The following is a 26,841-nucleotide window of genomic DNA, read 5'->3' as shown; positions in this document are numbered from 1 at the left end:
GCGCTGCGTCAGAGGGCGATGTCGGTGCTCAGGCGCAGGTCGCCGAGGGAGCGGCCGACGCGCAGGGTGTAGGTGCCTGGGGCGGTGGCCCAGGCCGCCTCCGCCTCGTTCCAGCGGGCCAGGGTGCGGGCGTCGATGTCGATCGTGGTGGTCGTCCGCGCGCCGGGCTCGACGTCCAGGGCGGCGAAGCCGACCAGGCGGATCGGCTCCGGGCGCCCCCACAGCGTGCCGTCGGCGGTCTCCAGGTACACCTGCACCACCTCGCGGCCGGCGCGCTCGCCGGTGTTGGCGACGGTGACCTCGACGCTGACGCCGGCCGCGTCGCCCTTGGCCGCGACCGACTCGTAGGCCCAGCTCGTGAAGCCCAGGCCGTGGCCGAACGGGTAGGCGGGGGCGGCCTCGCCCAGGGCCCAGGCGCGATAGCCGATGTTGCTGGACCGCTCCGCGTAGTGGTGCTCGCCGTCGATCCGGGCGGTGGAGTACACCGGGACGTCGGTGGCGGCGGCCGGGTGGGTCGTGGGCAGCCGCCCGCCCGGCTCGGCCGCGCCGGTCAGCACGTCGCCGAGGGCCGCGCCGCCCTCCTGGCCGGGCAGCCAGGCCCACACCACGGCGGCGACCTCGTCGCGCCAGGGCATCAGCACCGGTGAGCCCGCGTTGACCACCACGACGGTCCTCGGGTTGGCCGCGGCGACCCGGCGCACCAGTTCGTCGGAGCGCCCCGGGAGGGCCAGGTCCGCACGGTCGAAGCCCTCCGACTCGATGTCGTCGGTGGTGCCGACCACGACCACGGCCACGTCCGCCGCCCGGGCGGCCTCGACCGCGGCGGTCAGTTCGTCCTCCTCGGAGCGGCGCGGGTTCGCCCAGCCCAGGCCGAGCGCGGCCATGAAGAACCGCTCGCCCTGGCTGAAGTCGACCCGGATCGCCACCTCCGTGCCGGCCGTCGCCTCGATCTCGATGCGGGTGGCCTCCGGGCGCATGATCGTCTCGATCACGTCGGTGCCCTCGGGGGCGGTCATGTCGATCGTTCGGGTCGTGCCGTCGATGTCCACCTCGAACCGGCCCGCGCCGCGGACGTCCAGGATGTTCGTGCCGGACACGGTCGGGGTCACGTTCACCCGCAGTCGGATCACGACCGCTCCGGCCGGAATGTTGTCCGGCCAGAACATCAGGCTGGAGCCCAGGCGGTGTTCGGAGGAGAGCAGGTTGCCGTCGGCGTCCAGGAACTCCGCGCGCAGTCCCGGCTCGCCGGTCTCCGGGTCCACGGCCGCGTCCAGGGACAGGTCGGCCAGCGCGCGGTGGGTGAACGCGCCCTCGGTGAGCGTCAGTTCGACGCCGTCGCCGAGCGCGGCGCGCAGGCCCTCGGGGATCGAGACCACGTGCGCGGGGTTCACATGCGCGCTGCCGCCGCCCTGGGCGGACAGGCGCAGGGCGTTCGGGCCGATCAGCGCGACGCGCGAGAGCGCGCCGGGGTCGAGCGGGAGGGTTCCGTCGTTGGCGAGCAGCACCATGGCCCGGGCGGCGATCTCGCGCAGCGTGGCGATCGCGTCGTCGGGGGTGGTGGTCGTGGCCGGGGTGCGGTCGCCGAGCACCCCGACGCGGGCGGCCAGGCGCAGGACCCGGACCACCCGCTCGTCGATCAGCGACTCGGCGACCCGGCCCTCGCGCACGGCGGCGAGCAGCGGTTCGCCCCATACCTCGGACGGGCCGGGCATCGCGACGTCGGTGCCGCCCGCGGCCGCGGCCTCGGTGGAGCGCACCGCCATCCAGTCCGAGACCACCACGCCGTCGAAGCCCCACTCGTCCTTGAGGACGTCGTTCACCAGGCGCGAGTTCTCGGTCATCGTCTCGCCGTTGACCCGGTTGTACGCACTCATCACCAGCCACACCCGGCCGGTGCGCACGGCCTCCTCGAACGGCAGCAGGTAGACCTCGCGCAGCGAGCGCTCGTCGATCCGCGAGTCGTAGGACATGCGCTCGTCCTCGGTCTCGTTGCCGACGAAGTGCTTGATCGTGGCCCCGACCCCGGCGGACTGCACACCCTCGATGAAGGCGGTCGCGATCCGCGCGGTGAGCAGCGGGTCCTCGGAGTAGCACTCGAAGTGCCGGCCGCCGAGCGGGCTGCGGTGCAGGTTCACGGTCGGCGCGAGCAGGACGTGGATGTCCTTGTCGCGGGTCTGCGCGCCCATCACGAAACCGGCCCGGCGGGTGACCTCCGGGTCCCACGCGGCGGCGAGCGCGGTGGGGCTGGGGAACAGCAGCGAGGTGTCCCGCTCGTCCCAGGTGACGCCGCGGACGCCGACCGGGCCGTCGGAGACGCGCAGCTTGCGCAGGCCGATGCGCGGGATCTCGGGAAGCGACCAGAAGTCCTCGCCGACGATCAGGGACAACTTCTCCTCGAGAGTGAGCCGGGCCACCAGCGCGCGCAGCTCGTCGTCCGTGGCTTCGGTGGGGGTGGGATCGGACATCGTCGTCTGCCTTCCGCTCGCGTTCCCGATCGATCCGGATCGCGCCGGACGGGTCGGTGGGGGACCTCCCCGTACCGTAATCGGAAAACTTTGCGGTCGGTAGTTTTGTTATCCCAGCGTGATCTACACCTCGACGGGCCTCCGTCGGGACACGGCAGGATGGGGCCATGGACGTACGACCCGACGATCTCTCCGACGCCCCACCGCCCCGGGCCGGGCGGGCCAGACCGCGTGGGCGGGGGTACGCGTCGGGGGACGCGCGGCGTACGCGCATCCTCAACATCGCGCTTCAGGAATTCGCCGAGAACGGCTACCGGGGCACCTCGCTCGCGCGCATCGCCGAGCGCGCCGAACTCACCCAGGCCGGGCTGCTGCACCACTTCCGCAGCAAGCAGGAACTGCTCGTCGCGGTGCTCGACCTGCGCGACCGCATGGACATGGCACACCTGGACCTGGCCGAACTCCCGCTCGGCGGCGCGGCGGTGCTGGCCAAGTTCACCGAACTCGCCGAGCACAACCAGGCCATCCCCGGCCTGGTCCAGCTCTTCACCGTGCTCACCGGCGAGGCGGTCACCACCGATCACCCCGCGCACGGGTGGGCCCGGGACCGCTACGCGCTCCTGCGCGCGAGCGTCACCGCGTCCCTGGAGGCCGGCGTGGCCTCGGGCGAACTGCGCGCGGACGTGGACCCGGCCGCGGTGGCCGCGCAGGTCTTCGCGATGATGGACGGGCTCCAGCTGCAATGGCTGCTCGACCCCGAACACGTGGACATGGCGACGCTGTTCGCCGACTACGTGGAGCACCTGCTGCGCCGCATCCGGGCCTGACCCCGGGCCCTACCCCTTGTCCGGCGCGCCCTCGCCCGCGGTCAGCTCGCGCAGCACCGCGCCCAGGTCCCAGTTGGACAATCCCGCCAGCGCCTCGCGGAAGACGGTGAGCCCGAACAGGTCGCCCCGGGCGGTCATCCGGCCGGCGGCCAGCGCCTCGCGCGGCGCGTGCCGGTCGTTGAGCAGGATCACCCGGCGGGCGGTGTCGTAGTCCATGTGCACGATCAGGTCCGGCCCCGGCAGCAGGCCCGGACGGACCAGGACGCGGCCCTGGAAGACGTCCAGATGCAGTTCGGCCGGGTCCTCGCGGCCCGGGACGTCGCTGACCACGATGTCCACGATCGCCGGATGCGGCGTGCGCTTCTCCGGATCCGGGGTGATCAATCGGCTCAGCCGGGACACCGCCGCGATCCACGCGTCGGACATGAACGCGTGCCGATCCAGGGCGGGCTCCGCGGCGTCGGCCGGCACCGGCTCGGTCCGGGTGCGCTCGGGCTCCTCGCGCAGCACCTTGCCCAGCTCCTCGCCGAGCCGGCGGGCGGCCGTACGGCGCATCGCCCGGGCGAGTTCGGCCTCCACCGCGCGCAGCGCCAGCGGACGCATGCGACGGATCATCTCCGCCGTCTCGTCCGCGTCGCCGTCGGCCGGCAGCAGGTGCGTCTCCATCAACCGCCCGAAGCCCTCGGCCACGTGCTCCATCGCCGCGCGCAACATCCGCAGCTGCTCGGTGACCGCGCCCACCGGGACGCCGGCCGCGTGCAGCTCGGCGCCGACCGCCAGCTCGCGCGGACTGGGCACCCGGAACACGGTCAGCGAGTCGTCCTCGGGCTCCAGGAGGCCCAGGCGCACCGCCCCCGCGAGCGCGACCGGATCGGACAGTCCGCCGAACATCGCGATCAGCTCGGCGCGGGTCATCCGCTCCGGGGTCTCCTCGCTCCACGGACCGCTCGCCTCGGCAACCAGGCCGAGCACGCCGCCGAGGCTGCGTCCACCGTCCCAGGCGTCGAGCAGCTCCTTGATGCTGACCAGGCTGTAGCCGCGCTCCAGGAGTTGGCCGATCAGGCGCAGCCGGCCCAGATGGGCGTCCTCGTACAGCGACACCCGGCCCTGGCGCCTGGGCCGCGGCAACAGTCCGCGATCCTGGTATGCCCGTACGTTGCGTACGGTGGTGCCCCCCTCGCGGGCGAGGTCTTCGATCCGATAATCCGCCAACCTCGTGCCTCGCGATCCTCGTGCCCCGTGTCCGCGGCCAACGTAATGCAGATACGTTCGAGGTTCGATCACGCGGTGATCGCAATGGGCGCGGGAACGCTCCCGGAGCACGGGTCCGGAACACGGGTCCGGCGGATCCCGGAACCGGGAAAGCGCGGGCGCGAGGCTCAGGGGATGACCACGACCGGGCGTTTGGCGTGTTTGACCAGACGGCACGCGACCGATCCGAAGATGCGACTGGCCAGCCCGGTGGATCCGCCGACCACGATCGCGTCGGCGGTGAATTCGCGCGCGACGTCCTCGATCTCGTGGCAGATGTCACCCCCGCGCTCGACCAGGATCCACGGCACGTCGCTGAGGTGGTCCGCGCAGGCCAGTTCCAGGCCCAGGGCCTCGGAACGACTGTCCGGCACGTCGATGAAGACCGGCGGCTCGCAGCCGGCCCACACGGTGGCCGGAATCCGGTTGGCCACATGCACGATCACCAGCCCGCCGCCGAGTCTGCGCGCCATGCCCGACGCGTACGCGAGGGCTCGCTCGCTGGACTCGGACCCGTCGAAACCGACCACGACGGGATGCTGGAACGCGGGATCGCGCTGATGGGGGGAATCGGGACGGAGCAACGGAGTGCCGTCCGGGAAGTCACTGAACTCGAAAGCAGCCATGGGAATCGGGCGTCTTTGCTGTGGAGGGGCGCCTCGGGGCTTTCTGTACCAGATTACTGCGCCGACCCGCACATTCGACAGTGTCGGTCGGGGTTCTCCCGGACAAAAAAGACACTGGGCCGTGTACCGGTCTGGGCATGGTGCGGTCCGCCGGACCACGCGCGGGGATGGATCCCCCGGGCAAAGCCTCGGCGAGACACGCACATTAGCCGGACAAGGCCGTGAATGGGGAGACCCGGGCGGCCGTGTGGGTGATTGCGTTCCGGGCGCGGCCGTCTCGGGCCCGGTCGCCGGGGCGCCACACGGGCCGGTTCGAGCCGGCCCCGGGGGGACCGTTCGGGGGTGCGGACCGACGCCGCAGGGGGAACGGGCGTTACCCCGGACCCCGCCCGAGCGTTGGTCAGGGCGACACCGTGCGTCCGGGCGACCGCGTAGTCACGGGCGGCGATCCGCTGGTCGGACGCCGACCCACCCGCACGCCCACCCGCGTCGCGGCGCCGACGTCGAACCTGTCCGACGGCCCGACACGCGCGGGGCCGTCGGCGGGTTCGACGCTTCCTTGGACCCGGCCGGCGTCGGTCCCGCGCGGGCTCACATCGTGAGCAGCACCCCGCCGTAGGCCGCGCCGGCGATCAACACCCAGGAGGCGAAGCCGAGCAGCAGCGCCCGCCACCCGGTGCGGATCAGCCGACCGAGCCGGACCATGCTGCCCAGCCCGAACAGCGCGGCGGCGAGCAGCAGATCCTGCACGGTGCCGGCCGCCTCCAGCACGCCGACGGACAACAAGCCGGCGCTGCGGACGGCGACCATGGCCAGGAAGCCGAGCACGAACAGCGGGATCAGCGGCGGTCGTCGGGACCCGGCCCGCCCGGTGTCGCCGGCCCGCGCGGCCCGACGGCGCAGCGCGTACGCGGTGCCCGCCACGATCGGCGCGAGCAGCAGCACCCGCATCAGCTTGACCACCACCGCGGTGTGCAGCGCGACCGGCCCGGCCACCCCGCCCGCCGCGACCACCTGGCCGACGTCGTGCACGCTCGCGCCGACCCAGCCTCCGTAGTGCGTCGGGTCCAGGCCGAGCGGCACCCGCAGCAGCGGCAGCACACCGATCGCCAGGCTCCCGCACAGGGTGACCAGCGCGACCGAGGTGACCACGTCCTCCTCGTCGCTGTCGCTGACCCCGTTCATCGCGGCGACGGCGGAGGCGCCGCAGATGGAGAAGCCGGTCGCGATCAGCAGCGGCTGGTCGCCGGGCAGCCCCATGCGCCGGCCGAGCCACCGGGTGGCGAAGAAGGTGAGCATCACCACCACGATCACCATCGCCACGGTCGGCAGCCCGAGTCCGACGATGTCGCCGAGCGCGAGCTTGAGCCCGAGCAGCACCACGCCGGCGCGCATCAGCCGCCGCCCCGCGAAGCCGAGCCCCGGCGCGGTGGCGGCGGGCAGCACCCGCACGTTGGCGGCGAGCACGCCCAGCGCCACCGCGACCGTGAGCATCGGTACGTGCGGCCAGATCCGGTGCGCGCCCCAGCTCGCGGCCACCGCGAGCGTCGCCGCGAGCAGCCCCGGCCACAGTCGGGCCCTCGCCGTCCCGGCGGAAGCCGTGGACTGCCGGTGATGGGCGCGCTGCGCGGTCGTCAGGGTCATGATCACCACCCTCGGCCCGCCGTCCCCGCGCGGGTAGCGGTCGATTGCCTGGTAGGTCATAGGGTTTGGCTATGACCTCGAACGCGCGCCCGGCGGACCGGTTGCCGGACCTGTACACGCTGGAGCTGCTCGTGGCGGTGACCGAGAACGGCAGCCTGGGCGCCGCCGCCCGCCGGTTCGGGATCAGCCAGCCCTCGGCCAGCGCGCGGATGCGCACCCTGGAGCGGCGGCTCGGCGTACGGCTCCTGGAGCGCAGCACCACCGGTTCGGTGCCCACGGCGGCGGGCCTGGTGATCACCGACTGGGCGCGCGGGGTGCTCGACCAGGCGCACGCGCTGGTGGAGGGCGCCGCCGCGCTCAAGGCCCGGCAGGAGGACCGGCTGCGGGTGGCGGCGAGCCTGACCGTGGCCGAGCACCTGGTGCCCGGCTGGCTGACCGCGCTGCGCGAGGCGGTGCCCGGGCTGCACGTCGGCCTCCAGGTGACCAACAGCCTGCACGTGATCGAGGCGCTGCGGGCGGGCGAGGCCGACATCGGCTTCGTCGAGGGGCCCTGGGTCCCGCGCGACCTGCAGTCGGCGGCGGTGGGCCGGGACCGGCTCGTGGTGGTCGTCGCGCCGACCCACCCGTGGGCCCGGCGGCGGCGCCCGATCGCGGCGGCCGAGTTGGCGAACACGCCGCTGCTGCTGCGCGAGGCGGGCTCGGGCACCCGGGAGACGCTGGAGCGGGCGCTGGCGGCCTACGACGGAGTGGCCGTGCCCGCCCTGGAGTTGGGCGCGACGGCGCCGCTGCGCTCGGCCGCGATCGCCGGATCCGCGCCCGCCGTGCTGTCCGATCTGGCGGTGCGCGAGGACCTGGCCGAGGGGCGTCTGGTGGCCGTTCCGGTGGCCGATCTGCCCGCCCTGGATCGTGTCCTGCGCGCGGTGTGGCCGCGCGGCCGGGAGCTGCCGGAGGGCGCCCTGCACCTGCTGCACGCCGCCCGGCGGCGCCCCGGGGCCTGACAGCTCGCGCAATTGTCGATAAGTTCCGCGATGTGACCACCGTCACAAACACGCATATCTACATAACGTCACGTAGAGAACACCATGCATAGACAAGGTAAGAGAGAGTAAGTTCCGATCTTGGGTTACGCGAGTGACGCCTGTGAACTACTGGGGCGGGACAGCCTGCGCGATCCGGACCGCCGGCACGACCGGGGCCGTGCAGGTCACAGAGGGGTGAAGGGGGCGATCGGGGCCATGAGCAGGATCGACAGCCGCAAGGACCGGCGACGGGGCCGAGCACGCGTGGTCGATGCCGATCACCCGGCCGAGTCCGGCGCGATCGACGCGACGGGCGCGACGGGCGCGATCGACGTCGGTTCGGGCGGCGACGAGGACGCGGCGGTGATCGTCGCGGCGTCCACCGTGCTCTCCGAGGCTCCGCCCGAACACGACTCGGTCGACGACGACGGCGAGTACGCCGACGACATCGACCTCGACGGCGAGTACGACCCCGACGGCGAGGGTGTCCTGGCCCCGGGGCGGGAGCGCCCGCTGCTCGGCCGGCGGCGGCCGGACACCATCGCGGTGCTGCTGTTCGCCAACTCGCCGATCCTGGAGAGTTCGATCCCGATATCGGTGTTCGGGGTCGATCGACGCGACGCCGGCGTGCCGAACTACCGATTACTGGTATGTGCGGCCGAACCCGGACCGCTCCGCACCACCGGCGGCGTCGAACTGATAGCGCCGTACGGCCTCGACGCGCTGGCTCGGGCCGGCACGGTCATCGTGCCCGCGTGGCACTCGCCGTCGCGGATGCCGCCGCCGCCCGTCCTGGAGGCGCTGCGTCGGGCGCACCGTGAGGGGGCCCGGATCGTCGGCCTGTGCGGCGGCGCCTTCGTGCTGGCCGCGGCCGGTCTGCTCGACGACCGTCCGGCGACCACGCACTGGATGTACGCACCCGCCCTGGCCAAGCGTTATCCGAAGGTCCGGGTGGACCCGCGCGAGTTGTACGTGGACGACGGCGACATCCTCACCAGCGCCGGCACCGCGGCCGGGATCGACCTGTGCCTGCACCTGGTCCGGCTCGACCACGGTCCGGACGCGGCCAACGCGCTCGCCCGGCGCCTGGTCGTGCCCGCGCATCGGATCGGCGGCCAGGCCCAGTACATGGACCTGACCCTGCCCGAGGAGATCAGCGGCGACCCGCTGGCCACCGTGATCTCGTGGGCGCTGGAGAACCTCGCCGAGCGCTTCGACATCGAGCAGTTGGCGACCCGCGCGTACATGAGTCGGCGCACCTTCGACCGGCGTTTTCGCACGCTCACCGGCAGCGCTCCGCTTCAGTGGCTGCTGACCCAGCGGGTGCTTCAGGCGCAGCGGCTCCTGGAGACCACCGATCTCCAGGTCGAGGAGATCGCCCGGCGCTGCGGATTCCGCTCGCCGGTGGCGCTGCGCGGGCACTTCCGCAAACAACTGGGCGTGCCGCCGGCCTCGTACCGCGAGACGTTCCGCACCCGCGGCCCGGAGGAGACCGGGGACGAGGAGGTGTGTGCACGGGCCGTAGGGTGACCCCATGAACGACCGCTTGGTCTGGATCGACTGTGAGATGACGGGACTCGACCTGTCCCGGGACGCGTTGGTGGAGGTGGCGGCGCTCGTCACCGACTCCGAGCTCAACATTCTGGGCGACGGGGTCGATGTCGTGATCCGCCCGCCCGCCGAGGCGCTCGCCGGCATGCCCGATGTGGTGCGCAAGATGCACACCGCTTCAGGTCTGCTGGACGAGCTGGAGGCGGGCGTGAGCCTGGCCGAGGCCGAGGCCGAGGTGCTGCGCTACATCAAGGCGCACGTGCCCGACGGCCGCAAGGCGCCGCTGTGCGGGAACTCGATCGGCACCGACCGGGGCTTCCTGGCGCGGGACATGCTCGACCTCGACGCCTACCTGCACTACCGGGTGATCGACGTCTCCTCGATCAAGGAGTTGGCCCGCCGCTGGTATCCGAGGGTCTACTTCCAGAGCCCCCCGAAGGCCGGCAACCACCGCGCGCTGACCGACATCCACGAGAGCATCGAGGAACTGCGCTACTACCGCGAGGCGATCTTCGTCCCGGAGCCGGGACCGGACAGCGACGCCGCCAAGGCGATCGCCGCCCGGTACGGCCACAAGCCGGCCGAACGCGCCTGAGATCGGGCTCGCGCCCGCTTCGCGTCAGGCTCGCGCGTCCCGTGAAACCACCACGCGCACCCCTTGAAACCACCACGCGGAAACCCTGCGGCGAGCAGCCTCCGGGAGCCTGTACACTTTTCCTCGCCGGGACGGAAACGCCACGGCGATGGTGGGTGTAGCTCAGCTGGTAGAGCACCTGGTTGTGGTCCAGGAAGTCGCGGGTTCAAGTCCCGTCACTCACCCCGAGAAGGCCCCGAGACACGCGAGTGTCTCGGGGCCTCGTGCGTTTTCGGGTGATTGCCGCCGGATCGCGCCCGATGTCGGCGTTCGCGTTGTGTGCGGCGGCGCGCGCGGCGTAGCGTGCCGTCACCTGAGGGTTACATACGTGTCATCGGGAGGGTTTCGATCATGAGCATCGGCGAGTCGGGGCAGCCTTCGCGGCAACAGCTCGACGACGAGAAGGCCGCGCTGTACGCCATGGACATCAGTGGTGTCACGTGGATCGGCTACGGCGAGGACACCACCGGCGAGGGGATCGTGGAGACCGCCGAACTGCCCGGCGGGGGCATGGCGATGCGCAACTCGATCCACCCGGAGGGGCCGATCCTGCGATTCACCGAGGGTGAGTGGACCGCGTTCGTACTCGGCGTGCGCGACGGCGAGTTCGACCTGGACCGGCTGGCCGAGCCGCTGCCGGAGCAGCACGGCTGACACCGCGTCGGATGGACCGGTCGGCTCGATTCGACGGGTCAATCATCCATTTCGCCCGTTTGGCGAATCGTGTACCGGTTACTCCTCGGTGGACGTGCCACCGAGGGAGGGAAATCCGTGTCCACAGCCACCTCCGGGGTGGAGATCAGCGCGGTCGGCCTGGCGGCGGAGGGCCCGGACGGCGTCATCTTTCGCGACGTGCGCGTGACCGCGCCCGCGGCCGGCCTGACCGTGCTCGTCGGACCCGCCGGCGCCGGCCGGACTTCGTTGCTCCTCGCGCTCGGCGGCCGATTCCGGACCGTCGCCGGCACCGTGACCGTGGCCGGCAGCGGTCGCGCCGCCGACGCCCGCGCCCACACCGCGCTGGCCCGGGCCCGCCCCGGCCTGGACCTGGAACCGCACCTGTTCGTCACCGAGACGGTCGCCGAACGACAGGCCGTCGGCGGCGGCCGGCCCAGCGGGACAGCGCTCGCGCGGATGTACGACCTGCTGCGGATCGACCCGCCGGGCCACGTCCTGGTCGAGCACCTGTCCGCGGTCGAACACCTGCTCTTCGCGGTCGCGCTGGCCGCCGCCGACCGACCCGGCGCGGTCCTGGTCGACGACGTGGACAGCGGCATCGCGGGCGCCGACCTCTCCCGCGCCTGGCAGGCGTTGCGCGACCTGGCCGACACCGGCACCACCGTGGTGGCCACCGCGACCGCCGCGCCGCGCGGCGCCGACGTGGTGGTCGATCTGCCCGGACACCACCTGTACCCGAGAGGCGGTACCGCCTGATGGGTGTGCTGCGCCTGGCCTGGTTCGAACTGCGGCGCTTCCGAGGCCCGTTGCCTCGGCTGGTCCCGGTCATGCTGATGCTGGTGCCGACCCTGTACGGGGCCCTGTACCTGTGGTCCAACTGGGACCCGTACGGCCGACTGCACCAGGTGCCGGTCGCGTTCGTGAACGAGGACCGGCCGGTGGACGCGCGCGGGCAGCACATCGACGCGGGTGGTCGGCTGACCGAGGTGATCCGCCACGACCGGAACTTCGCATGGACGGTCACCGACGCCAAGGCCGCCCGCGACGGTCTGGACGACGGCGACTACCACTTCGTGGTCACCGTGCCGCCCGACTTCAGCGCCACGCTGGCCACCACCGCGTCCGCCGAGCCGCGTCAGGCCAGGCTGCTGATGACGCTCGACGACGCCAACGGCTTCATCATCGGCAAGATGGCCGAGATCGCCAAGACGCAGCTCCAGCAGCAGATCTCGGCGACCACGCAGAGCACGCTGGTGCAGCAGTTGTACGGGGAGACCGGCACGCTCAAGGCGCAATTGGCCCAGTCGGCCGACGGCGCGCGGCAACTCGCGGCGAACGCGGGCGGCGTGCCCCCCGAGCAGACCCGTCAGGGGGCCGCGCAACTGGCCGACGGGCTGGCGAAACTGGACGCGGCGGTACCGGCGCCGCCGCCGGCGCAGGCCGCCGGGGCGGACGCGCGGGTGCTCGGCGCGCCGGTGGTGATCGAGGTGCACAACCTGCATCCGGCGGTGCTGTACGGGCGCGGACTCGCGCCGTTCTTCTTCGGGATCGCGCTGTGGGTGTTCGGCCTGGTCGGCTACCTGCTGCTGCGGCCGTACAACCCGCGCGCGCTCGCCGGGCGGGCCGGCGCGGTCAAGGTGGCCCTCGCGGGGTGGTTGCCCGCCGCCGCGCTCGGCGTGCTGGGCGCGTTCGTCCTGTACGCGGTGGTGCAACTGGGTCTGAGCCTGGACGCCGACGATCCGGGCCTGAGTCTGCTGCTGATCGCGCTGGCGGCGGTGACCTTCGTGGCCATCGCGCAGTTCCTGCGGGCCGCGCTCGGCGCGGTGGGCGACGTGCTGATCCTGGTCCTGCTGATGCTCCAGCTCACCTCGTGCGGCGGGCTGTATCCGGTCACCACCACCCCCGAGCCGTTCCAGGCGCTGCATCCGGTGTTGCCGATGACCTACCTGGTGAACGGGTTGCGCATCACCCTCACGGGTGGTCAGGGCGAGCGTTTGGGGGTCGCCTTCGCGGTGCTCGGCGCGTACCTCGTGGTGGCCCTGATCGCGACCGTTTTCGTGGTCCGGCACAAGCGGATGTGGACCATGGCCGGGCTGAAACCGTCCGTGGAGTTGTGATCACCCGGATTTCCATGGGGCCGACCCGCTCCCCCGTACGGTTGTACTCGGGGGAGCGCAACCACGCCCGCTCCGGACACGTCGCCCACAATCAGGGGGTACCGCGGGTTTGCCACCTGTGGTGGAGGAGGGAGAATCAGCGGCGATGAACGAGCAGGAGATACAGAAACTGAGGGCCGAGGCCGAGACCCGGATGCGGGAACTCGGGCCCGATCACCCCGGTTCGCTCGACGCGCGCGCCGCGTGGGCCCGGGTCGTCGGCGACGAGGGCCGACCCGCGGAGGCCGCCCGGATGTTCGGGGAGCTGGCGGGCGACTACGCGCGCGTGCTCGGCCCGCAACATCCCGACACGCTCCTGGCCCGGCACAACCACGCCTACTGCCTGGGGCTGTCCGGCAACGCGGTCACCGCCGAGTCGCTGGCGCGCGACGTCGCGGCCGACTGTGTCCTGGTGCTCGGTCAGGACGACCCCGAGACGTTGAACGTGCGTGCCGGGTGGGCTCGTTGGATCGGCGAGGCGGGTGACGCCGCGGGCGCGGCCCGGATGTTGCGACCGATCGTCGAGGAGGCGACCGACGCGCTGGGGCCGGTACACCCCGACACGCTGACCATCCGACACCAGCACGCGCACTGGGTGGGCCGCTCGGGCGAGACGATCCAGGCGGCCCGGTTGATGGCGGCCATCGCGGACGAGCGCGCCGAGGTGCACGAGCCGGACGACCCCGCGGCGCTGACCGCCCGGCACGACCGCGCGATGTGGGCGGGCGAGGCGGGCGACGTCTCGGTGGCCCGCGACGCGATGATGCGGCTGGTGGAGGACGCCACGCGCGTGCTCGGCCCGGACCACCACGACACGCTGGTGATCCGGCACAACCACGCGCACTGGACCGGCGAATCCGGTGATCCGCTGGGCGCGCGCACGCTGCTCACCCAGCTGGTCGCGGACTGCTCGCGGGTGCTCGGCGAGCAGCACCCGGACACCGAGAACGCCCGACGCGGGCTGATGTGGTGGACGTACGGGCCCAAGGCCACCGGCCCGGCACCGGTGTTCGCCACCCCGGTGGGGAACAGCTCGGTCGAGGCGGGGAAGCCGGCGAAGGATCCGAAGCCGGCCAAGCCCGCGCGGGTGAAGCAGCCGAAGCCGCCGAAGCCGCCCCGGGAGTCGCGGAAGGCGGCGGCGTCGGTCGCGGCGGAGGCGGGTGCCTCGCCGGCTGCCTCGGCCGGCGCTGCGGCGGGTGCGTCGGCGGCGCCCACGGAGGTGGTGTCGGTCGGCGCCTCCGACCCGTTGTCGCGGTCGGTCGGGCCGGACGAGGAGGTCACCGCGTTCGCCCCGGTCGCCGGGCTCACGCCCGACACCGAGGAGAACGCGGCGGTGTCGGCCGCGCCGACGGCACGGGTCGGCCTGGGCAAGGAGCCGGAGCCGGCCGCCGAGCCCGAGGTCGCCGCCGTACCCGACCGGGACGAGGCACCGGAGGATCTGGCGACCCGGGTGACGAGCGTGGCGCCCGACGACGAGCCGACCCACGTGAGCGTGCCGCCGCGCCCGGCCGTACCGCCGGCGAAGGGCAAGCCGAAGGGGAAGGCGGAGGACGTGGAACCGGCCGACGACTTTGACCCTGTCGATGTATCGGACGCGCCGGACGCGTCCGATACATCGGACACGAAGAAGTAGGCACACCACGAGCGGGGCGTCGTCGGGCATCCGATGGCGCCCCGCTCACGCGTTCGGGGCCCGGCGGCGCCTGATCATGTGGTGTCGTCATATGTACGCAACATGCTCGAAACGGGAAAGGTTCAGGATTCAAGACAGGTCGATGGAGGAGGTGTCGCGTGTTGTACCGACTGAGGGTGTCGCTGCCCGATCGACCGGGGTCGCTCGCGCGGGTCACGCAGCTGCTCGGCGCGGCGGGGGCCGATGTGATGCAGATGACCGTGCTCGAACAGCTCGGCGGCCGGGCGGTGGACGAGTTCACCGTCTCCTGGGCGGGCGAGCGGGACGTCGCCGGCCTGGTCGCCGCCCTGGAGCGGTCGGCCGGCGTCCGGATCGAGGGGTGCTGGGCGGCCGGTGAGGTGCCCGGTTCCGCGCCCGAGCTGGACGTGCTGGGCCAGGTGGCGCGCGACCCCGGCCGGGCGGTGGCCACGTTGATCGACGCGGCGCCGACGCTCTTCCACGCCGACTGGGCGGTGGCCACGCGCGGCGGGCGTGGTCGACAGCGGGTGTACGCGAGCTGGCGCGCCCCGCAGACGCCGGTGTTGCCCGCGCTCACCCCGATGCGGCCGCTGGGTTTCGCCTACGAGGGCGAGGCCACCGGCCACGGCGCGGCGGCGCCGATCGGGGCGTCCTGGCTGACGATGTACGTGGTCAGGCACGAGGGCCCCGCGTTCCACCGCACCGAACTGGACCGCCTGGGCCGCATCGTCGACGTGGCGCTCGGCGTCCTGGGCGAGCGCGGCGCGGCCAAGGCGACAGGCGCCGGCGCGAGCCCGGGGCCGGCCTGATCGGGGCTTCGGCGTCGGCCGGATGTGCCGATTCGCCCGATCCGCGATTTTTCCCTGCCTCGATTCGGCTGCGACCGAGACGGGAACCATTTACCGCTATTCGGCGTGTAACGATCGGAACAACGTATGATTGTGTAATTGTGCGCGCACTTCGGGCCGTGAGCCGGGCGCACATCGAGCGCGGGGGCCCGACGAAGGCGACGACGACGTGCAGGACAGGGATGAGACGTCCCCGGGGGCCGCGGCCGTTCCGGGGGCGTCGGCCGAGGAGCCGGGGTCGGAGAGCCCCAGCCGCATAGAACGGCGTGCCCACGACCGCCGGCGCCGCCGGCGCCGCATCCTCACGTGGATCGGTGGCGGCCTCGTCGCCGTCCTGCTCGCCGCGGGCGGCTTCGGCTGGTGGCTGTACGACCGCCTGAACGGCAACATCCGCACCCAGGACTTCGCCGACCAGCTGACCGATCGCCCGGCGCCCACGGGCGCGCTGAACGTGCTGTTGGTGGGGTCCGACTCGCGGGCCGGCGACAACTCCGAGTACGGCCGCGACGACGGCGGCAGCCAGCGCTCGGACACCACGATCCTGCTGCACGTGCCCCAGGGTCGAAAGAGCGCGACCGCGGTCAGCTTCCCGCGTGACCTGATGGTCGATGTGCCGTCGTGCCGGACCACTTCCGGCGGCACCCAGCGGGCCTACTTCGGCCAGTTCAACAGCGCGATGGAGGTCGGCGGCGTGCCGTGTGTGGCGGCCACCGTGGAGCGGCTGACCGGTGCCCGGATCGACCACCAGATCACCATCGACTTCGTCGGCTTCAAGAAGGTCGTGGACGCGCTCGGCGGTGTGCCGATGCACATCGCCCAGCCGATCGACGACAAGGCCGCGCACCTGCAACTGCCCGCCGGCGACATCACCCTGAACGGCGAGCAGGCGCTCGGCTTCGTCCGGGTGCGCAAGAGCCTGGGCGACGGCAGCGACATACAGCGCATCGAACGGCAGCAGGAATTCCTCAGGGCGCTGATCAAGAAGGTGCAGGGGGAGAACCTGCTGACCAATCCGGCGAAGGCGTACAACGTGATGGACGCCGCGACCAAGGCGATCACCACCGACTCCGGGATCAACACCCTGGTCAGCCTGTACGACTTCGCGAGCGGCCTGCGCGGGATTCCGCTGGAGAAGATCGACTTCGTCACCACGCCGCTGACCGACTACGCCCCCGACCCGAACCGGGTGGCGCTCAAGCAGCCCGACGCGGCGCAACTGTTCACCGCGCTGCGCGACGGGGCGCCGGCGCCCACGCCGACCGGGACGGCCCGCCCGACCGACGGCACCGGGGGCGCCGACGCCTCGGGCGGGAACGGCACGGGATCCGGGACGAGCGGCACGGGATCGACCGGAACCGGTCGCTCCGGCGCGGGTTCGACCGGATCCGGCCGAAGCGGGTCGACCGGCGGTACGGGCGCGGGCACGAATCAGGGCACTGCGGGACGTTAACCGTCGCCGGTCCGTGACCCGTGGTCGTTGAACTGTACGGTGCAGGGGTTCGCCGACGACGCGGCCGATCGCCCCCGGGGGCAGACCCGGTCATGGGGCCGCCCGCGACGCTTTACGGTGGACTCGCGAGGGTGCTGGGTGCGGACCGAGGGGCTGGTGGCAGGGGCGCCATGACGGGTCGGGTTCTTCAGGTGGTGCAGGGCACTCGTTGGCGACGCCGCGCGGGCGAATACGCCTCGATCGGGGCCGCGGTGGGCGCGGCGGCGGCGGGCGATTCGATCCTGGTCGCGGCGGGGACGTACCGCGAGGATGTGGCGATCTCCGTGCCGGTGACGGTGGTCGGCTCGGACGGGCCGGGGACGGTGATCCTGAGCGCGGCCGACGGGGTCGCGCTCACCATCACCGCCGACGCGGCGGTACACGGCCTGGTCGTCGACGGCGGCGCGGGTGTGTTGTCGCCGGCCATCGTGATCGAGGGCTGCGCGCCGATACTGGAGGAGTGTGTGGTCCGGGCCGCCTCGGTGGTCGCGGTCGAACTGCGCGCGGGCGCCGACCCGATGGTGCGCCGCTGCCGGGTGGGCAACCCGAAGGGCGTGGGCGTCGGGGTGACCGGACGCTCGCGCGGCACGTTCGAGGACTGCGAGATCGGCGACACCGGGCGCGAGGGTTTCGACGTGCGCGAGGGCAGCGCGCCGATCCTGCGCCGGAGCCGGGTGCGCGACGCCTCCGGACACGGGCTGCGCTTCACCGGACCCGGTACCACCGGCAGTGTCCAGGAGTGCGAGATCCAGGACGGCTCGGACGCGGAACCCGCAGTGTTCGTCGGCGACCAGGCCTCGCCGCATCTGACCGGTCTGCACATCCACGACGTGGGCGGCGGCGGGATCTGCGTCGCGGGCGGCGCCGCGCCGATCATCGCCGACTCGCGGATCGAACGGGTCGGCTGGGCGGGCATCTCGGTCGGCGGTCAGGGCAGCGCCGGGTCGTTGTCGCGGACCGAGATCAGCGCGGTCAAGGGCACCGGCGTCCAGGCCGACGACCTGGCCACGTTCTCCCTCGACGACTGCACGATCCGCGACGCCGAGGGCAACGGCGTCTCGGTCGACCGGGGCGCCAACCTGACCCTGGTCGGCTGCCGACTGCGCGACATGGGCCGCAACGGCGTCGACGTGCACGGCCACTCCGAGGTCACCCTCAGCGGTTGTACGATCCGCAGCTTCGGTCGCAATGGGCTCGCGCTGGCCGACCACGGGGCCCGCGCGTCCGCGATCGACTGCGAATTCCACGACTCCACCGGCGGCAAGCCGGCCGTGTGGGTGGCCGACGGCGCGGACGCCGCGCTCGGCGAATGCCGCATCCACGACGTGCTCGACGGGGTCAAGGTGGCCGGCTCCGGTACCGGCCTGTCGATGCACGACTGCGAGATCCACGACGTGGACGAGACCGGCATCGGCGTGGGTGCGGGCGCGGTGGTCTCGGTCAAGTCCTGCAAGGTGCGCAATGCCACCACCGGCGTGTGGTTCATGGAGTCGGACTGCGGCGGCATCATCGCCGACTGCACGATCGAGGACACCACCGACGGTGTCTCGGTCACCGGCGCGGCCGGGCCCACGGTGCGCCGGGTCCGGGTGGACCGGGCCACCGGCGAGGGCATCCGGATCGCCGGCGGCGGGCGTGGCGACTTCGAGGACTGCGAGGTGCTCGGCGGGCGCGGCTACGGGGTGCACGTGCGCGAGGGCTGCCATCCGGTGTTCACCCGCTGCACCACGCGCGACAACGCCAAGGGCGGCTTCGAGTTCGCCGGTCCGGGGCCGGTCGCGGTCGAGTGCACCTCGCAGGGCGACGGGACGAGCGGCACGGAGCCGGCGGTGGGCGGGATCCTGGGTACGCCGAGCCCGATCGCGGCGGCCGGCGCACAGCCCCAGGGGGTGGCCCGGCTGACCGCCACGCTGCCGATCCCCGGCGCGCGCGACGGTGCGGCCGTGGACGAGGCGGCGGCCACGTCCGGGCGCGGAGTGGACGAACTGCTGGCCGAGTTGGACGGTCTGGTCGGCCTCGCCGGAGTCAAGGCCGAGGTGCGCAACCTGATCGACCTGATCTCGGTGGGCCGCCGGCGCGAGGAGGCCGGGCTCAAGGCGCCCACGCTGCGCCGTCACCTGGTCTTCACGGGCTCCCCGGGCACCGGCAAGACCACCGTGGCCCGGCTGTACGGCGAGATCGCCCAGGCGCTCGGCGTGTTGCGGGTGGGGCACCTGGTCGAGGTCTCCCGGGTCGACCTGGTCGGCGAGCACATCGGCTCCACCGCGCCGCGCACCAAGGAGGTCTTCGACCGGGCCCGGGGCGGGGTGCTGTTCATCGACGAGGCGTACAGCCTGGCCCCGCCGGACCCCTCGCGCGACTTCGGCCGCGAGGCGATCGACACGCTGGTGAAGATGATGGAGGACCACCGCGACGACGTGGTGGTGATCGTGGCCGGCTACACCGACGAGATGGAGCGCTTCCTCGGCGCGAACCCCGGCTTCGGATCCCGGTTCTCCCGCACCATCACCTTCCAGGACTACTCGGCCGACGACCTGGTCGAGATCACCCTGATGCAGGTGCGCGAACACGAGTACGTGCTCACCGACGAGGCGTGCGAGGCGCTGCTCGGCTACTTCCGCCGACTGCCGCGCGGCGCGGCGTTCGGCAACGCGCGCGAGGCGCGGCGCACCTTCGAGGCGATGATCGAGCGGCACGCGACCCGGTTGGCCCAGCTGCCGGGGGCGGGCATGGAGGAGTTGCGGACGCTGCATCCGGAGGATCTGCCCGACCTGCGGTGAATCGGTCCGCGCCGGCGGGGTAACGGCCGGGGGACGCGGGCCGCCTTTTGCCGGGCGCCGGCCGGGTGGCGCGCGGGTTGGTTCGAGGGCGAATTCGAGGGCTAAGGAGCCGTACGTGCCGGTCATGGGCATCGACATCGGCGGGACCGGGATCAAGGGCGCGCCGGTGGACACCGACGCCGGGCGGCTGACCCGGGAGCGGGTCCGGCTGCTCACTCCCGAACCGTCCGAACCGCAGGCGGTGATCGGCGTGGTCCGCGACGTGCTCGCGGAGTTCGCGGACACCGAGGGGCCGGTGGGGATCACCTTCCCCGGCGTGGTCCGCGACGGCATCGTGCGCACCGCCGCGAACGTGGACAAGTCCTGGATCGACCTGGACGCCGACGCGCTGTTCACCGCGACGCTCGGCCGGCCGGTGACGATGGTCAACGACGCGGACGCGGCGGGTGTGGCCGAGATGCGCTTCGGCGCGGGCGCCGGGCAGCGCGGCACGGTGCTGATGTTGACGTTCGGTACAGGCATCGGCAGCGCGCTGTTCGTGGACGGCCGGCTGGTGCCGAACACCGAACTGGGTCACCTGGAACTGGACGGGCACGAGGTCGAGCGGCGGGCCTCGGCGGTGGCGCGCGAGACGCACGACCTGTCCTGGGAGAAGTGGGCCGTGCGGGTGCAGGACTACCTGCGGCACGTGGAGATGTTGTTCTCGCCGTCGCTGATCATCATCGGGGGCGGGATCAGCAAGAAGCCGGAGAAGTTCCTGCCGTTCATCAAGATCCGGGCCGATCTGGTGCCGGCGAAGCTGCACAACGACGCGGGGATCGTGGGCGCGGCGATGCTGGTGACGGGCGACTGAGGGGTCTGCGGGGCGCGGCGCGGCGCGCGGCGTTTGGCCTGCTCAGGCCGGTGAGGCGTCGGCGGTGTGTGGGGTGGGCGGCCGGCTCGGGTCGCCTCGACGCGATGCGCGCAGGACGCCGCCGAGGAGGGCGGCGATGTTCCACGCGTCGTCGACGCCCCGGTGATGGGTGCCGTCGAGGGGGAGGCCGGCGTGGGTGAGGGCGCCGGCCATGCCGAGTTCGCGGTCCAGGCCGTGGGCGAGCGAGTACAGCGTCTTGGCGTTGAGGTGGCGGGTGCCGAACGGGTAGGGCACACCCTCGGCCGCGCACTGCCGCTCGAACGCCTGCCGGTCGTATTCGCCCCAGCTCGCCCACACCCGCTGGTGCGCCTTGAACTCGGTGCGCAGCAGCGCGCAGGCGTCGGCGAAGGTGTGGCCGGTGTCGACGTCGGCCTGGGTGAGCGTGGTCAGTTCGGTGCAGAACGCGCTCACCGTGGAGTGGGCGGGGCGGACCAGGAGGCCGTGTCGGTCGACGCGCTCGCCGGTGGTGACGTCGAGTGTGGCGATGCCGATCTCGATGATCTCCGAGCGTTGGCCGTCGGGGATCGGACCGTTCCAGCAGGTCGCCTCGACGTCGATGACCAGGAGCAGGTCCAGGAGTCGTTTCGCCATGCCGGTGAGTAGACCACCGAGGCCGGCGTGCTACCACTGGTTTTGTTCTTCTGACGGTACGTCAGATGCTTGGTCCACCCGTCCACGGAGGAGTACGAAATGGGTACGCACAAGACATCACCCGGCACCGGCGTCGTGATCACCGGCGGCGCCTCCGGGATCGGTCGGGCGACCGCGCGGGCGCTGGCCGCGACGGGTCGGCCGGTCGCGCTGTGGGACATCGCGGCGGGCCCGGTGGAGGAGGCCGCGAAGGAGATCGCCGCCGAACACGGCGTGCCGGCGCTCGGGCTGGCCCTGGACGTGACCGACACCGAGGCGTATCCGGACACGATCCACGCCTCGGTCGAGGCACTGGGCACGATCGGCGGCTTCGTGCACGCGGCGGGCGTGGTCGACTCGACCCCGATCACCGAGGTCACGGCGGAGAACTGGGACCGGGTCCTGGACGTCAACCTGCGCTCGTTCGCACTCCTGGTCCAGGCGCTGACCCCGCACCTGCGCGAACACGCCGGCTCCGCGATCGTGGGCATCGCCTCGCTGAACGCGATCGTCGGCAACGCGCTCAACCCGTCCTACTGCGCGTCGAAGTCGGGCATGCTCGGGCTCAACCGCTCGATCGCCGCCAAGCTCGCCGAACACGGCATCCGCAGCAACGTGGTCTGCCCCGGCTACATCGAAACCCCGATGCTGGCCGCCTCCTTCGCCCGCCCGGGCACCCGGGAACGCATGGAGAACAGCTCCCCGCTGCGCAGGCTCGGCCGCCCGGAGGAGATCGCCTCCGCGATCCGCTTCCTCCTCAGCGACGACGCCTCCTTCGTCACGGGCACACACTTGATGGTGGACGGCGGCATGACGGAGACGGTCTGACCCACCCCACGCGGTTGCGGCCCGGATCCGGAGCCGGCCCGCAACCGCGCAACGCCTGCGGTGATGCCCGCAACGCCGGCACAATCACGGCAAGTCCGGACGTGGCCGACATCCCCTGGAGTACCCGCATGCAGGCCGGCTTCGATCGCGAATGGACCGCCGGCGATGTGCTCGCCGCCCAGGAGACCTCGCTGTTCAGGGTCGAACTCCTAGACGGCATCCCGCTGGTGTCACCGCTGCCGACCTTGCGCCACCAACATGTGTCCGGCGTGTAGGCCGACATCCTGCGCCGGGCGGTAGACGACTTTGGCGTCGGCGCCGTGCCGTTCAAGAGCGTGAACGTGCGTCGTGGACACCGGGACGTCCGGCGCCCGGACATCGCGGTGGTCACGTCGACGGCGGCGATCGGCGCACTGGAATCGGACGCCGTCGCCTTCGCCCCCCGAAGACGTGCTCCTGGCGGCCGAGATCCTGTCCCCCGGCCACGAGGGCGCCGACCGCATCGACAAACCCGCCCGCTACGCCGAGTGGAAGATCGTGTCCTACTGGATCGTCGACCCGACGACCCTCACCATCGAGACCTACACCCTCGACGGCGACGTGTATGTGGCCTCCGGCTCCGCCGCGCCGGGTGCCGTCGCCACGTTGCCCGCGCTGACTCCGATCACCCTCGACCCTGGCACGTTGCTGCGACTGTGGTGACGGGCTGGGGCGTTACTTCGGGTGGAGTTCGACGATGGTGACCTCCGGGGGTGCGCCTACTCGGACCGGTGGGCCCCAGAAGCCGGCGCCTCTGGTGATGTAGAGCATGGTGTCGTCGACCTTGTGGAGGCCGGCTACCGCCGGTTGGTCGAGTTTGACCAGGAGTTGGACCGGGAACATCTGGCCGCCGTGGGTGTGGCCGGAGAGTTGTACGTCCACGTCGTAGCGGGAGGCGTCCTTCACCTGGACCGGTTGGTGGGCCAGGAGCACGACCGGGCGGGACGGGTCGCGGTTGCCGAGGGCCTTGGCGAAGTCGGGGCCGTCGTGGTGGGACTTGCCGGTGACGTCGTTGACGCCCGCCAGGTCGAAGGCGGCGCCGCCCCGGGTGATTTCGAGGCGGTCGTTGGCCAGGGTGCGGATGTTGAACTCGGCCAATTCGGCGATCCAGTCGGTCGCGCCCGACATGTAGTCGTGGTTGCCGGTGACGAAGAACGCGCCGTGGCGGGCGGACAGCCGGCGCAACGGGGCCGCGTCGCCGCCGAGTTGGGCCGCCGTGCCGTCCGCGAGGTCGCCGACGATGGCGACCAGGTCGGGGTTGGTGCGGTTGATCGTCTCCACGACCCGCGTGGTGTGCGCGTGGCCGAGCAGCGGGCCGAGGTGGATGTCGCCCACCACCGCGATCCGAAAACCCGCCAGACGCGGGTCGAGCCGGGCCACTGGTATCCGCACCCGCACCGTGCGCGGCGCGCCCAGGGCCTGGCTCATCCCGTAGCCGACGGTGCCCAGCGAGGTGCCGGCCGCAAGCAGCGCGACCGAGCGGGTCAGCACAAGCCGCCGATCCGGGCCGAGCGGCGTGCCGGAGGGGCCGGCCGCCGGCTCCGGATCGGGCTCGATCGTCTCCGTCGCCTCTGCCCCCACGGCCACCGGCACCGGCGCGACCGTGGGCGACACCTCGCCCCCGCGCCGGCGCAGCGCCCGCAACGCGAACAGGCGCGGCAACTCCAACACTCCGAGCGCGAGCACCACATACAGCAGCAGGGCCATCCACACGAAGCCCGGCCACGCGATCCACTCCGTGCCGCGCGGGCCGAACACCTTCGGCACCACCAGCGCGCCCACCATCGACACCCCGAGCGCGACCACCACCCCCGCGCCGACCCGCCGCACCACCCCCGGCCGCGTGGTGTCGCGCACCAGCCGCCGCCACACGTAAAGGTGCACGCCGACCAGCAGCGCGAGCACGACGACGGCCACGACGATCCCCAGGACAACGGTCAAGGCGGGGCTCCCGGACGGAGGAATGTTTCACGGGAAGCGTGTCATGCCCGCCTCGGCCCCGGCATCCGGCTCGCGGAGTATCCGAGCCTGCTCCCGGCGGCGACACCGGCCGATCCCCGGCGCATCCCCCGGCAGTACCCACCGCGACGACACCCCCGCCGGGCCCTGTGCGGTACCTCCCACCGCGACGATGCCCCGGCCGGGCCGCCGACCGGCCCCATATGCTCGATGCCATGGTGCGTGTACGGACGTCGCTGGGTGAGCTGATCGGTGCGGAGTCGGACGGGGTGCGGGTCTTCCGAGGCGTACCCTTCGCCGCGCCGCCCGTGGGCCCCGCGCGGTTTTGCCCGGCCCGCCCCGCGTCCGCCTGGCACGGGGCGCGCGACGCCCGCGAGTTCGCCCGGGCCGCGCCGCAGCCGATCGGGCAGTACGGCGCCGCGCCGGTGGAGATCGACGAGGACTGCCTGTACCTGAACGTCTTCGCCCCCGCCGAGCCCGGCCCGCACCCGGTGCTGGTCTGGGTGCACGGCGGCGGCTACACGAGCGGCGCGTCGTTCGAGGCGGTCTACGACGGCTCCGAACTGGCCCGGCACGGCGTGGTCGTGGTCACCGTCGCCTACCGGCTCGGCGTCCTCGGACTGCTGCACCTGCGGCACCTGCTCGGCGACTCCTACGCCGACTCCTCGGCCAACTCCCTCCTGGACGTGGTGCGGGCGCTGCACTGGGTGCGCGAGCACATCGCCGCGTTCGACGGCGATCCCGGCCGGGTCACCCTCGGCGGGGTCTCGGCGGGCGGCAAGGTCACCGCGAACCTGCTCGCGCTGCCCGCCGCCCGCGGCCTCTTCCACCGCGCGATCGTGCAGAGCGGCGGGGCGCAGACCGTGCGCACGATGCCCGAGGCCGAGGAGGCGACCGGCCACGTGCTGGCCGCGCTCGGTCTGGGACCGGACCGGGCCGCGGAACTGGTCGACGTGCCCGTGCCCGACCTGCTCGCCGCACAGGCCGAGGCGATCGGGCGTGGTACCGCGAGGTTCGTGTTCCGGCCGGTGGTCGACCCCGACGGACCGCTGCCGGCGGTGCCGCTGCACACGATTCGGGGCGACGTACCGCTCCTGCTCGGGTCGAATCAGGACGAGGAGGAGATGTTCGTCGTGACCGAGCGGTCGGGCGGGCGCGAACCCGTGGCCGCCGACCTGGCCAACCTGCGCCGACCGGACCGACTGGCCGAGCTGGTGCGCGGATACGCGGAGCTGTACCCCGAACTGAACGGACGCTCGCGGCGGATCCGGCTGCTCACCGCCGAGTCGTACGGGATACCGACGGTGCGGCTCGCCGAGGCGCAGCACGCGGCCGACGGGCAGGCGTACATGTACCGCTTCCGCTGGGCGCCCAAGGCGCATCCGCAGCGCCTGGGTTCGCCGCACGCGATCGACATCCCGTTCGTGTTCGGCACCCTGGACACCCCGCTCGGCCGCTGGCTGACCGGCGGCGTGCCGGCCGAGGCGCGGGCGTTGTCCGCCCGGATCCGGCAGGCGTGGGCGGCGTTCGTCGCGGGCGGGCCGCCGGTCGCCGACGGGCTGCCCGACTGGCCCTTGTACGACCCGACCGAGCGGCGCACGATGCTGCTCGACGTGCCGGCGACGGTGGTCGGCGACCCGGACCGGGAGGAGCGGCGGGTGTGGGACCACGCGATGTGAGCCGGGGCGGGCCGGTCGCGCTGACCGACCTGATGCCGTGGGCCACGGCCGGGATCGCCACCGGGCGGAGCTGGGTGTACGCACCCGAGCGGGAGACGCTGCGTCGGCGGTGGGCCCGGCTGGCCGAGGCGGAGGATCGCGACGCCCTGCTGCGGCCCACCCGTTCCCGGACGGCGATGTCGTTTCCCGCGCCGCTGCCCGGATGTGACGCCCCGTCCGGTCCGCTGGCGCGCGAGGTGGGGCCGACGCCCCGGCTGGTGCGGATCGCACGGCACCCGTTCGATCGGCAGTGGCTGCTCGCGGACCACCGGGTGCTGGACGCCGCCCGGCCCGAGTTGTGGCGGGTGCGCGGAGACCGGCAGGTATACCTGTCGATCCGTCAGACGGGGGATCCCCGGCCCCTGTTGTGCAGCGCGCTGATCCCGGACGGGACGCACCACGGTGGGCGCGGCGGGCGGGTAGCGCCGCTGTACCGGGACCCGGCGGGCCTGGATCCGAACCTGGCGCCGGGCCTGGTCGACCTGCTCGCGGACCGGCTCGGCGTCCCGGTCGACGCGGAGGACCTGTTCGCCTGGATCGTCGCGGTGACGGTGGACCCCGAGCGGGTGCCGCTCACCGCCGACCCGGACGTCTGGGCGACGGGCGTCGACCTCGGCCGCCGGCTGGTCGGGCTGCACACGTTCGGCGCGCGGTTCGGCCGGCCCGGCGACGGCAAGCCCCGACTGCCGGGCGGGCGCCGCCCGTTCGTCCGTGAGCCGGTGCCGGCGCGGCCGGCGGACGCGCACTACGACGACGAGTCCCGATCACTCCTGCTCGGCTCCGGCCGGATCGGTCCGGTGGCGCGCGAGGCGTGGGAGTCGGGCGTCCTCGAACCGTGGATCGCGGCCCGCGTCGAACCCCCGGGCGAGGGCCTGGAACGGATCCGCGAACGCACCTGGTCCACCGACCTGACCAGCGAACTGATCGACCTGCTCCACGTCCTGGGCCTGCTTGCCGATCTGGCCGAACCCCGCGCCAAGCTGCACGCGCGCACCGCCGAGGCCCCCGTGCTCGACCCGACGCCGGTCCTGCCCCCGCCCCCGTCCAGTCGGCGCCCGCCGACGGTCCTCGACATCACCGAGGAGGGCCCGGGCGGCCAGGCCGTGCTGCTCTGAGTGCGGGCCGCAAGAAGAGGGAC

The 26,841-nt window shown here is 72.8% G+C and carries 23 protein-coding genes and 1 tRNA gene; 18 read left to right on the top strand and 6 right to left on the bottom strand.

The window, feature by feature from the left end; genetic code table 11:
• Window positions 1-8 precede the first annotated feature (8 nt).
• Window positions 9-2,465, bottom strand: coding sequence for a beta-glucosidase (locus tag ACH4XV_RS14695; RefSeq protein ID WP_395789653.1), 2,457 nt, complete (start codon window positions 2,463-2,465; stop codon window positions 9-11).
• 167 nt (window positions 2,466-2,632) lie between these two features.
• On the opposite strand from ACH4XV_RS14695, the gene ACH4XV_RS14690 reads away from it, so the two are divergent.
• On the top strand, window positions 2,633-3,292 hold the full coding sequence (locus ACH4XV_RS14690; RefSeq protein WP_395789651.1) for a TetR/AcrR family transcriptional regulator: 660 nt from the start codon (window positions 2,633-2,635) through the stop codon (window positions 3,290-3,292).
• A 9-nt stretch (window positions 3,293-3,301) separates the two neighbouring features.
• On the opposite strand, the gene ACH4XV_RS14685 is transcribed toward ACH4XV_RS14690, so the two are convergent.
• The 3 genes from ACH4XV_RS14685 to ACH4XV_RS14675 all read right to left on the bottom strand — a co-directional run bounded on the left by ACH4XV_RS14685 (window position 3,302) and on the right by ACH4XV_RS14675 (window position 6,873).
• Window positions 3,302-4,504 carry a MerR family transcriptional regulator gene (locus ACH4XV_RS14685; RefSeq protein ID WP_395789649.1) on the bottom strand — a complete coding sequence of 401 codons (1,203 nt, stop codon included), beginning with the start codon at window positions 4,502-4,504 and terminating at the stop codon, window positions 3,302-3,304.
• Window positions 4,505-4,671: 167 nt separating this feature from the next.
• Complete coding sequence (locus tag ACH4XV_RS14680; RefSeq protein WP_126642565.1) at window positions 4,672-5,169, bottom strand: universal stress protein; 498 nt, start codon at window positions 5,167-5,169, stop codon at window positions 4,672-4,674.
• 591 nt (window positions 5,170-5,760) lie between these two features.
• A complete protein-coding gene (locus ACH4XV_RS14675) occupies window positions 5,761-6,873 on the bottom strand; it encodes a YeiH family protein (protein ID WP_395789647.1) in 1,113 nt (370 codons plus the stop codon).
• An 11-nt stretch (window positions 6,874-6,884) separates the two neighbouring features.
• Here ACH4XV_RS14675 and ACH4XV_RS14670 point away from each other — a divergent pair, with 11 nt between their 5' ends.
• The 12 genes from ACH4XV_RS14670 to ppgK all read left to right on the top strand — a co-directional run bounded on the left by ACH4XV_RS14670 (window position 6,885) and on the right by ppgK (window position 20,469).
• Window positions 6,885-7,811 carry a LysR substrate-binding domain-containing protein gene (locus ACH4XV_RS14670; protein WP_395789645.1) on the top strand — a complete coding sequence of 309 codons (927 nt, stop codon included), beginning with the start codon at window positions 6,885-6,887 and terminating at the stop codon, window positions 7,809-7,811.
• 237 nt (window positions 7,812-8,048) lie between these two features.
• The gene (locus ACH4XV_RS14665; RefSeq protein WP_380002846.1) at window positions 8,049-9,362 is read left to right on the top strand and encodes a GlxA family transcriptional regulator; all 1,314 of its coding nucleotides are present in this window, start codon (window positions 8,049-8,051) and stop codon (window positions 9,360-9,362) included.
• 4 nt (window positions 9,363-9,366) lie between these two features.
• Window positions 9,367-9,978 (top strand): oligoribonuclease, encoded by a 612-nt coding sequence (gene orn / locus ACH4XV_RS14660; protein ID WP_395789643.1) that lies wholly within the window; start codon window positions 9,367-9,369, stop codon window positions 9,976-9,978.
• A gap of 151 nt (window positions 9,979-10,129) precedes the next feature.
• Window positions 10,130-10,202: transfer RNA gene (locus tag ACH4XV_RS14655), tRNA-His, on the top strand.
• A 166-nt stretch (window positions 10,203-10,368) separates the two neighbouring features.
• On the top strand, window positions 10,369-10,671 hold the full coding sequence (locus ACH4XV_RS14650; RefSeq protein ID WP_126642569.1) for a DUF397 domain-containing protein: 303 nt from the start codon (window positions 10,369-10,371) through the stop codon (window positions 10,669-10,671).
• A 117-nt stretch (window positions 10,672-10,788) separates the two neighbouring features.
• Window positions 10,789-11,448, top strand: a complete 660-nt coding sequence (locus tag ACH4XV_RS14645; RefSeq protein ID WP_395789641.1) for an ATP-binding cassette domain-containing protein — start codon at window positions 10,789-10,791, stop codon at window positions 11,446-11,448.
• Window positions 11,448-12,809 carry a YhgE/Pip domain-containing protein gene (locus tag ACH4XV_RS14640; RefSeq protein WP_395789639.1) on the top strand — a complete coding sequence of 454 codons (1,362 nt, stop codon included), beginning with the start codon at window positions 11,448-11,450 and terminating at the stop codon, window positions 12,807-12,809. The genes ACH4XV_RS14645 and ACH4XV_RS14640 overlap by 1 nt, the downstream gene beginning before the upstream one ends.
• 145 nt (window positions 12,810-12,954) lie before the next feature.
• Window positions 12,955-14,481, top strand: a complete 1,527-nt coding sequence (locus ACH4XV_RS14635; protein WP_395789637.1) for a hypothetical protein — start codon at window positions 12,955-12,957, stop codon at window positions 14,479-14,481.
• Between the two features lie 158 nt (window positions 14,482-14,639).
• Window positions 14,640-15,308: an ACT domain-containing protein gene (locus ACH4XV_RS14630; protein WP_395789635.1), complete on the top strand. Its 669-nt coding sequence runs from the start codon at window positions 14,640-14,642 to the stop codon at window positions 15,306-15,308.
• A gap of 208 nt (window positions 15,309-15,516) precedes the next feature.
• A complete protein-coding gene (locus ACH4XV_RS14625) occupies window positions 15,517-16,797 on the top strand; it encodes an LCP family protein (protein ID WP_395789633.1) in 1,281 nt (426 codons plus the stop codon).
• 170 nt (window positions 16,798-16,967) lie between these two features.
• Complete coding sequence (locus tag ACH4XV_RS14620) at window positions 16,968-19,616, top strand: right-handed parallel beta-helix repeat-containing protein (protein WP_395789631.1); 2,649 nt, start codon at window positions 16,968-16,970, stop codon at window positions 19,614-19,616.
• A 124-nt stretch (window positions 19,617-19,740) separates the two neighbouring features.
• Complete coding sequence (gene ppgK / locus ACH4XV_RS14615) at window positions 19,741-20,469, top strand: polyphosphate--glucose phosphotransferase (RefSeq protein ID WP_395790002.1); 729 nt, start codon at window positions 19,741-19,743, stop codon at window positions 20,467-20,469.
• Between the two features lie 42 nt (window positions 20,470-20,511).
• On the opposite strand, the gene ACH4XV_RS14610 is transcribed toward ppgK, so the two are convergent.
• On the bottom strand, window positions 20,512-21,120 hold the full coding sequence (locus ACH4XV_RS14610) for an exonuclease domain-containing protein (RefSeq protein ID WP_395789629.1): 609 nt from the start codon (window positions 21,118-21,120) through the stop codon (window positions 20,512-20,514).
• A 99-nt stretch (window positions 21,121-21,219) separates the two neighbouring features.
• Between ACH4XV_RS14610 and ACH4XV_RS14605 the strand changes: the two genes are divergently transcribed.
• The 3 genes from ACH4XV_RS14605 to ACH4XV_RS14595 all read left to right on the top strand — a co-directional run bounded on the left by ACH4XV_RS14605 (window position 21,220) and on the right by ACH4XV_RS14595 (window position 22,689).
• Window positions 21,220-21,987 carry an SDR family NAD(P)-dependent oxidoreductase gene (locus ACH4XV_RS14605; RefSeq protein WP_395789627.1) on the top strand — a complete coding sequence of 256 codons (768 nt, stop codon included), beginning with the start codon at window positions 21,220-21,222 and terminating at the stop codon, window positions 21,985-21,987.
• A gap of 101 nt (window positions 21,988-22,088) precedes the next feature.
• A complete protein-coding gene (locus ACH4XV_RS14600; protein WP_395789625.1) occupies window positions 22,089-22,262 on the top strand; it encodes a hypothetical protein in 174 nt (57 codons plus the stop codon).
• 73 nt (window positions 22,263-22,335) lie between these two features.
• Window positions 22,336-22,689, top strand: a complete 354-nt coding sequence (locus ACH4XV_RS14595) for a Uma2 family endonuclease (RefSeq protein WP_395789623.1) — start codon at window positions 22,336-22,338, stop codon at window positions 22,687-22,689.
• A gap of 12 nt (window positions 22,690-22,701) precedes the next feature.
• Here ACH4XV_RS14595 and ACH4XV_RS14590 read toward each other — a convergent pair whose 3' ends face one another.
• Window positions 22,702-23,967, bottom strand: a complete 1,266-nt coding sequence (locus tag ACH4XV_RS14590; RefSeq protein WP_395789621.1) for a metallophosphoesterase — start codon at window positions 23,965-23,967, stop codon at window positions 22,702-22,704.
• Between the two features lie 233 nt (window positions 23,968-24,200).
• On the opposite strand from ACH4XV_RS14590, the gene ACH4XV_RS14585 reads away from it, so the two are divergent.
• The gene (locus tag ACH4XV_RS14585; protein WP_395789619.1) at window positions 24,201-25,664 is read left to right on the top strand and encodes a carboxylesterase/lipase family protein; all 1,464 of its coding nucleotides are present in this window, start codon (window positions 24,201-24,203) and stop codon (window positions 25,662-25,664) included.
• Complete coding sequence (locus ACH4XV_RS14580) at window positions 25,646-26,818, top strand: type ISP restriction/modification enzyme (RefSeq protein ID WP_395789617.1); 1,173 nt, start codon at window positions 25,646-25,648, stop codon at window positions 26,816-26,818. Before ACH4XV_RS14585 ends, ACH4XV_RS14580 begins: the two co-directional genes overlap by 19 nt.
• Window positions 26,819-26,841 lie beyond the last annotated feature (23 nt).

This window comes from Embleya sp. NPDC020630 (assembly GCF_044334985.1).
In the GTDB taxonomy this organism is placed as follows: domain Bacteria; phylum Actinomycetota; class Actinomycetes; order Streptomycetales; family Streptomycetaceae; genus Embleya.
The sequence above is the reverse complement of the archived record's forward strand: the minus strand, read 5'-3'. Positions and strand labels throughout refer to the sequence as shown.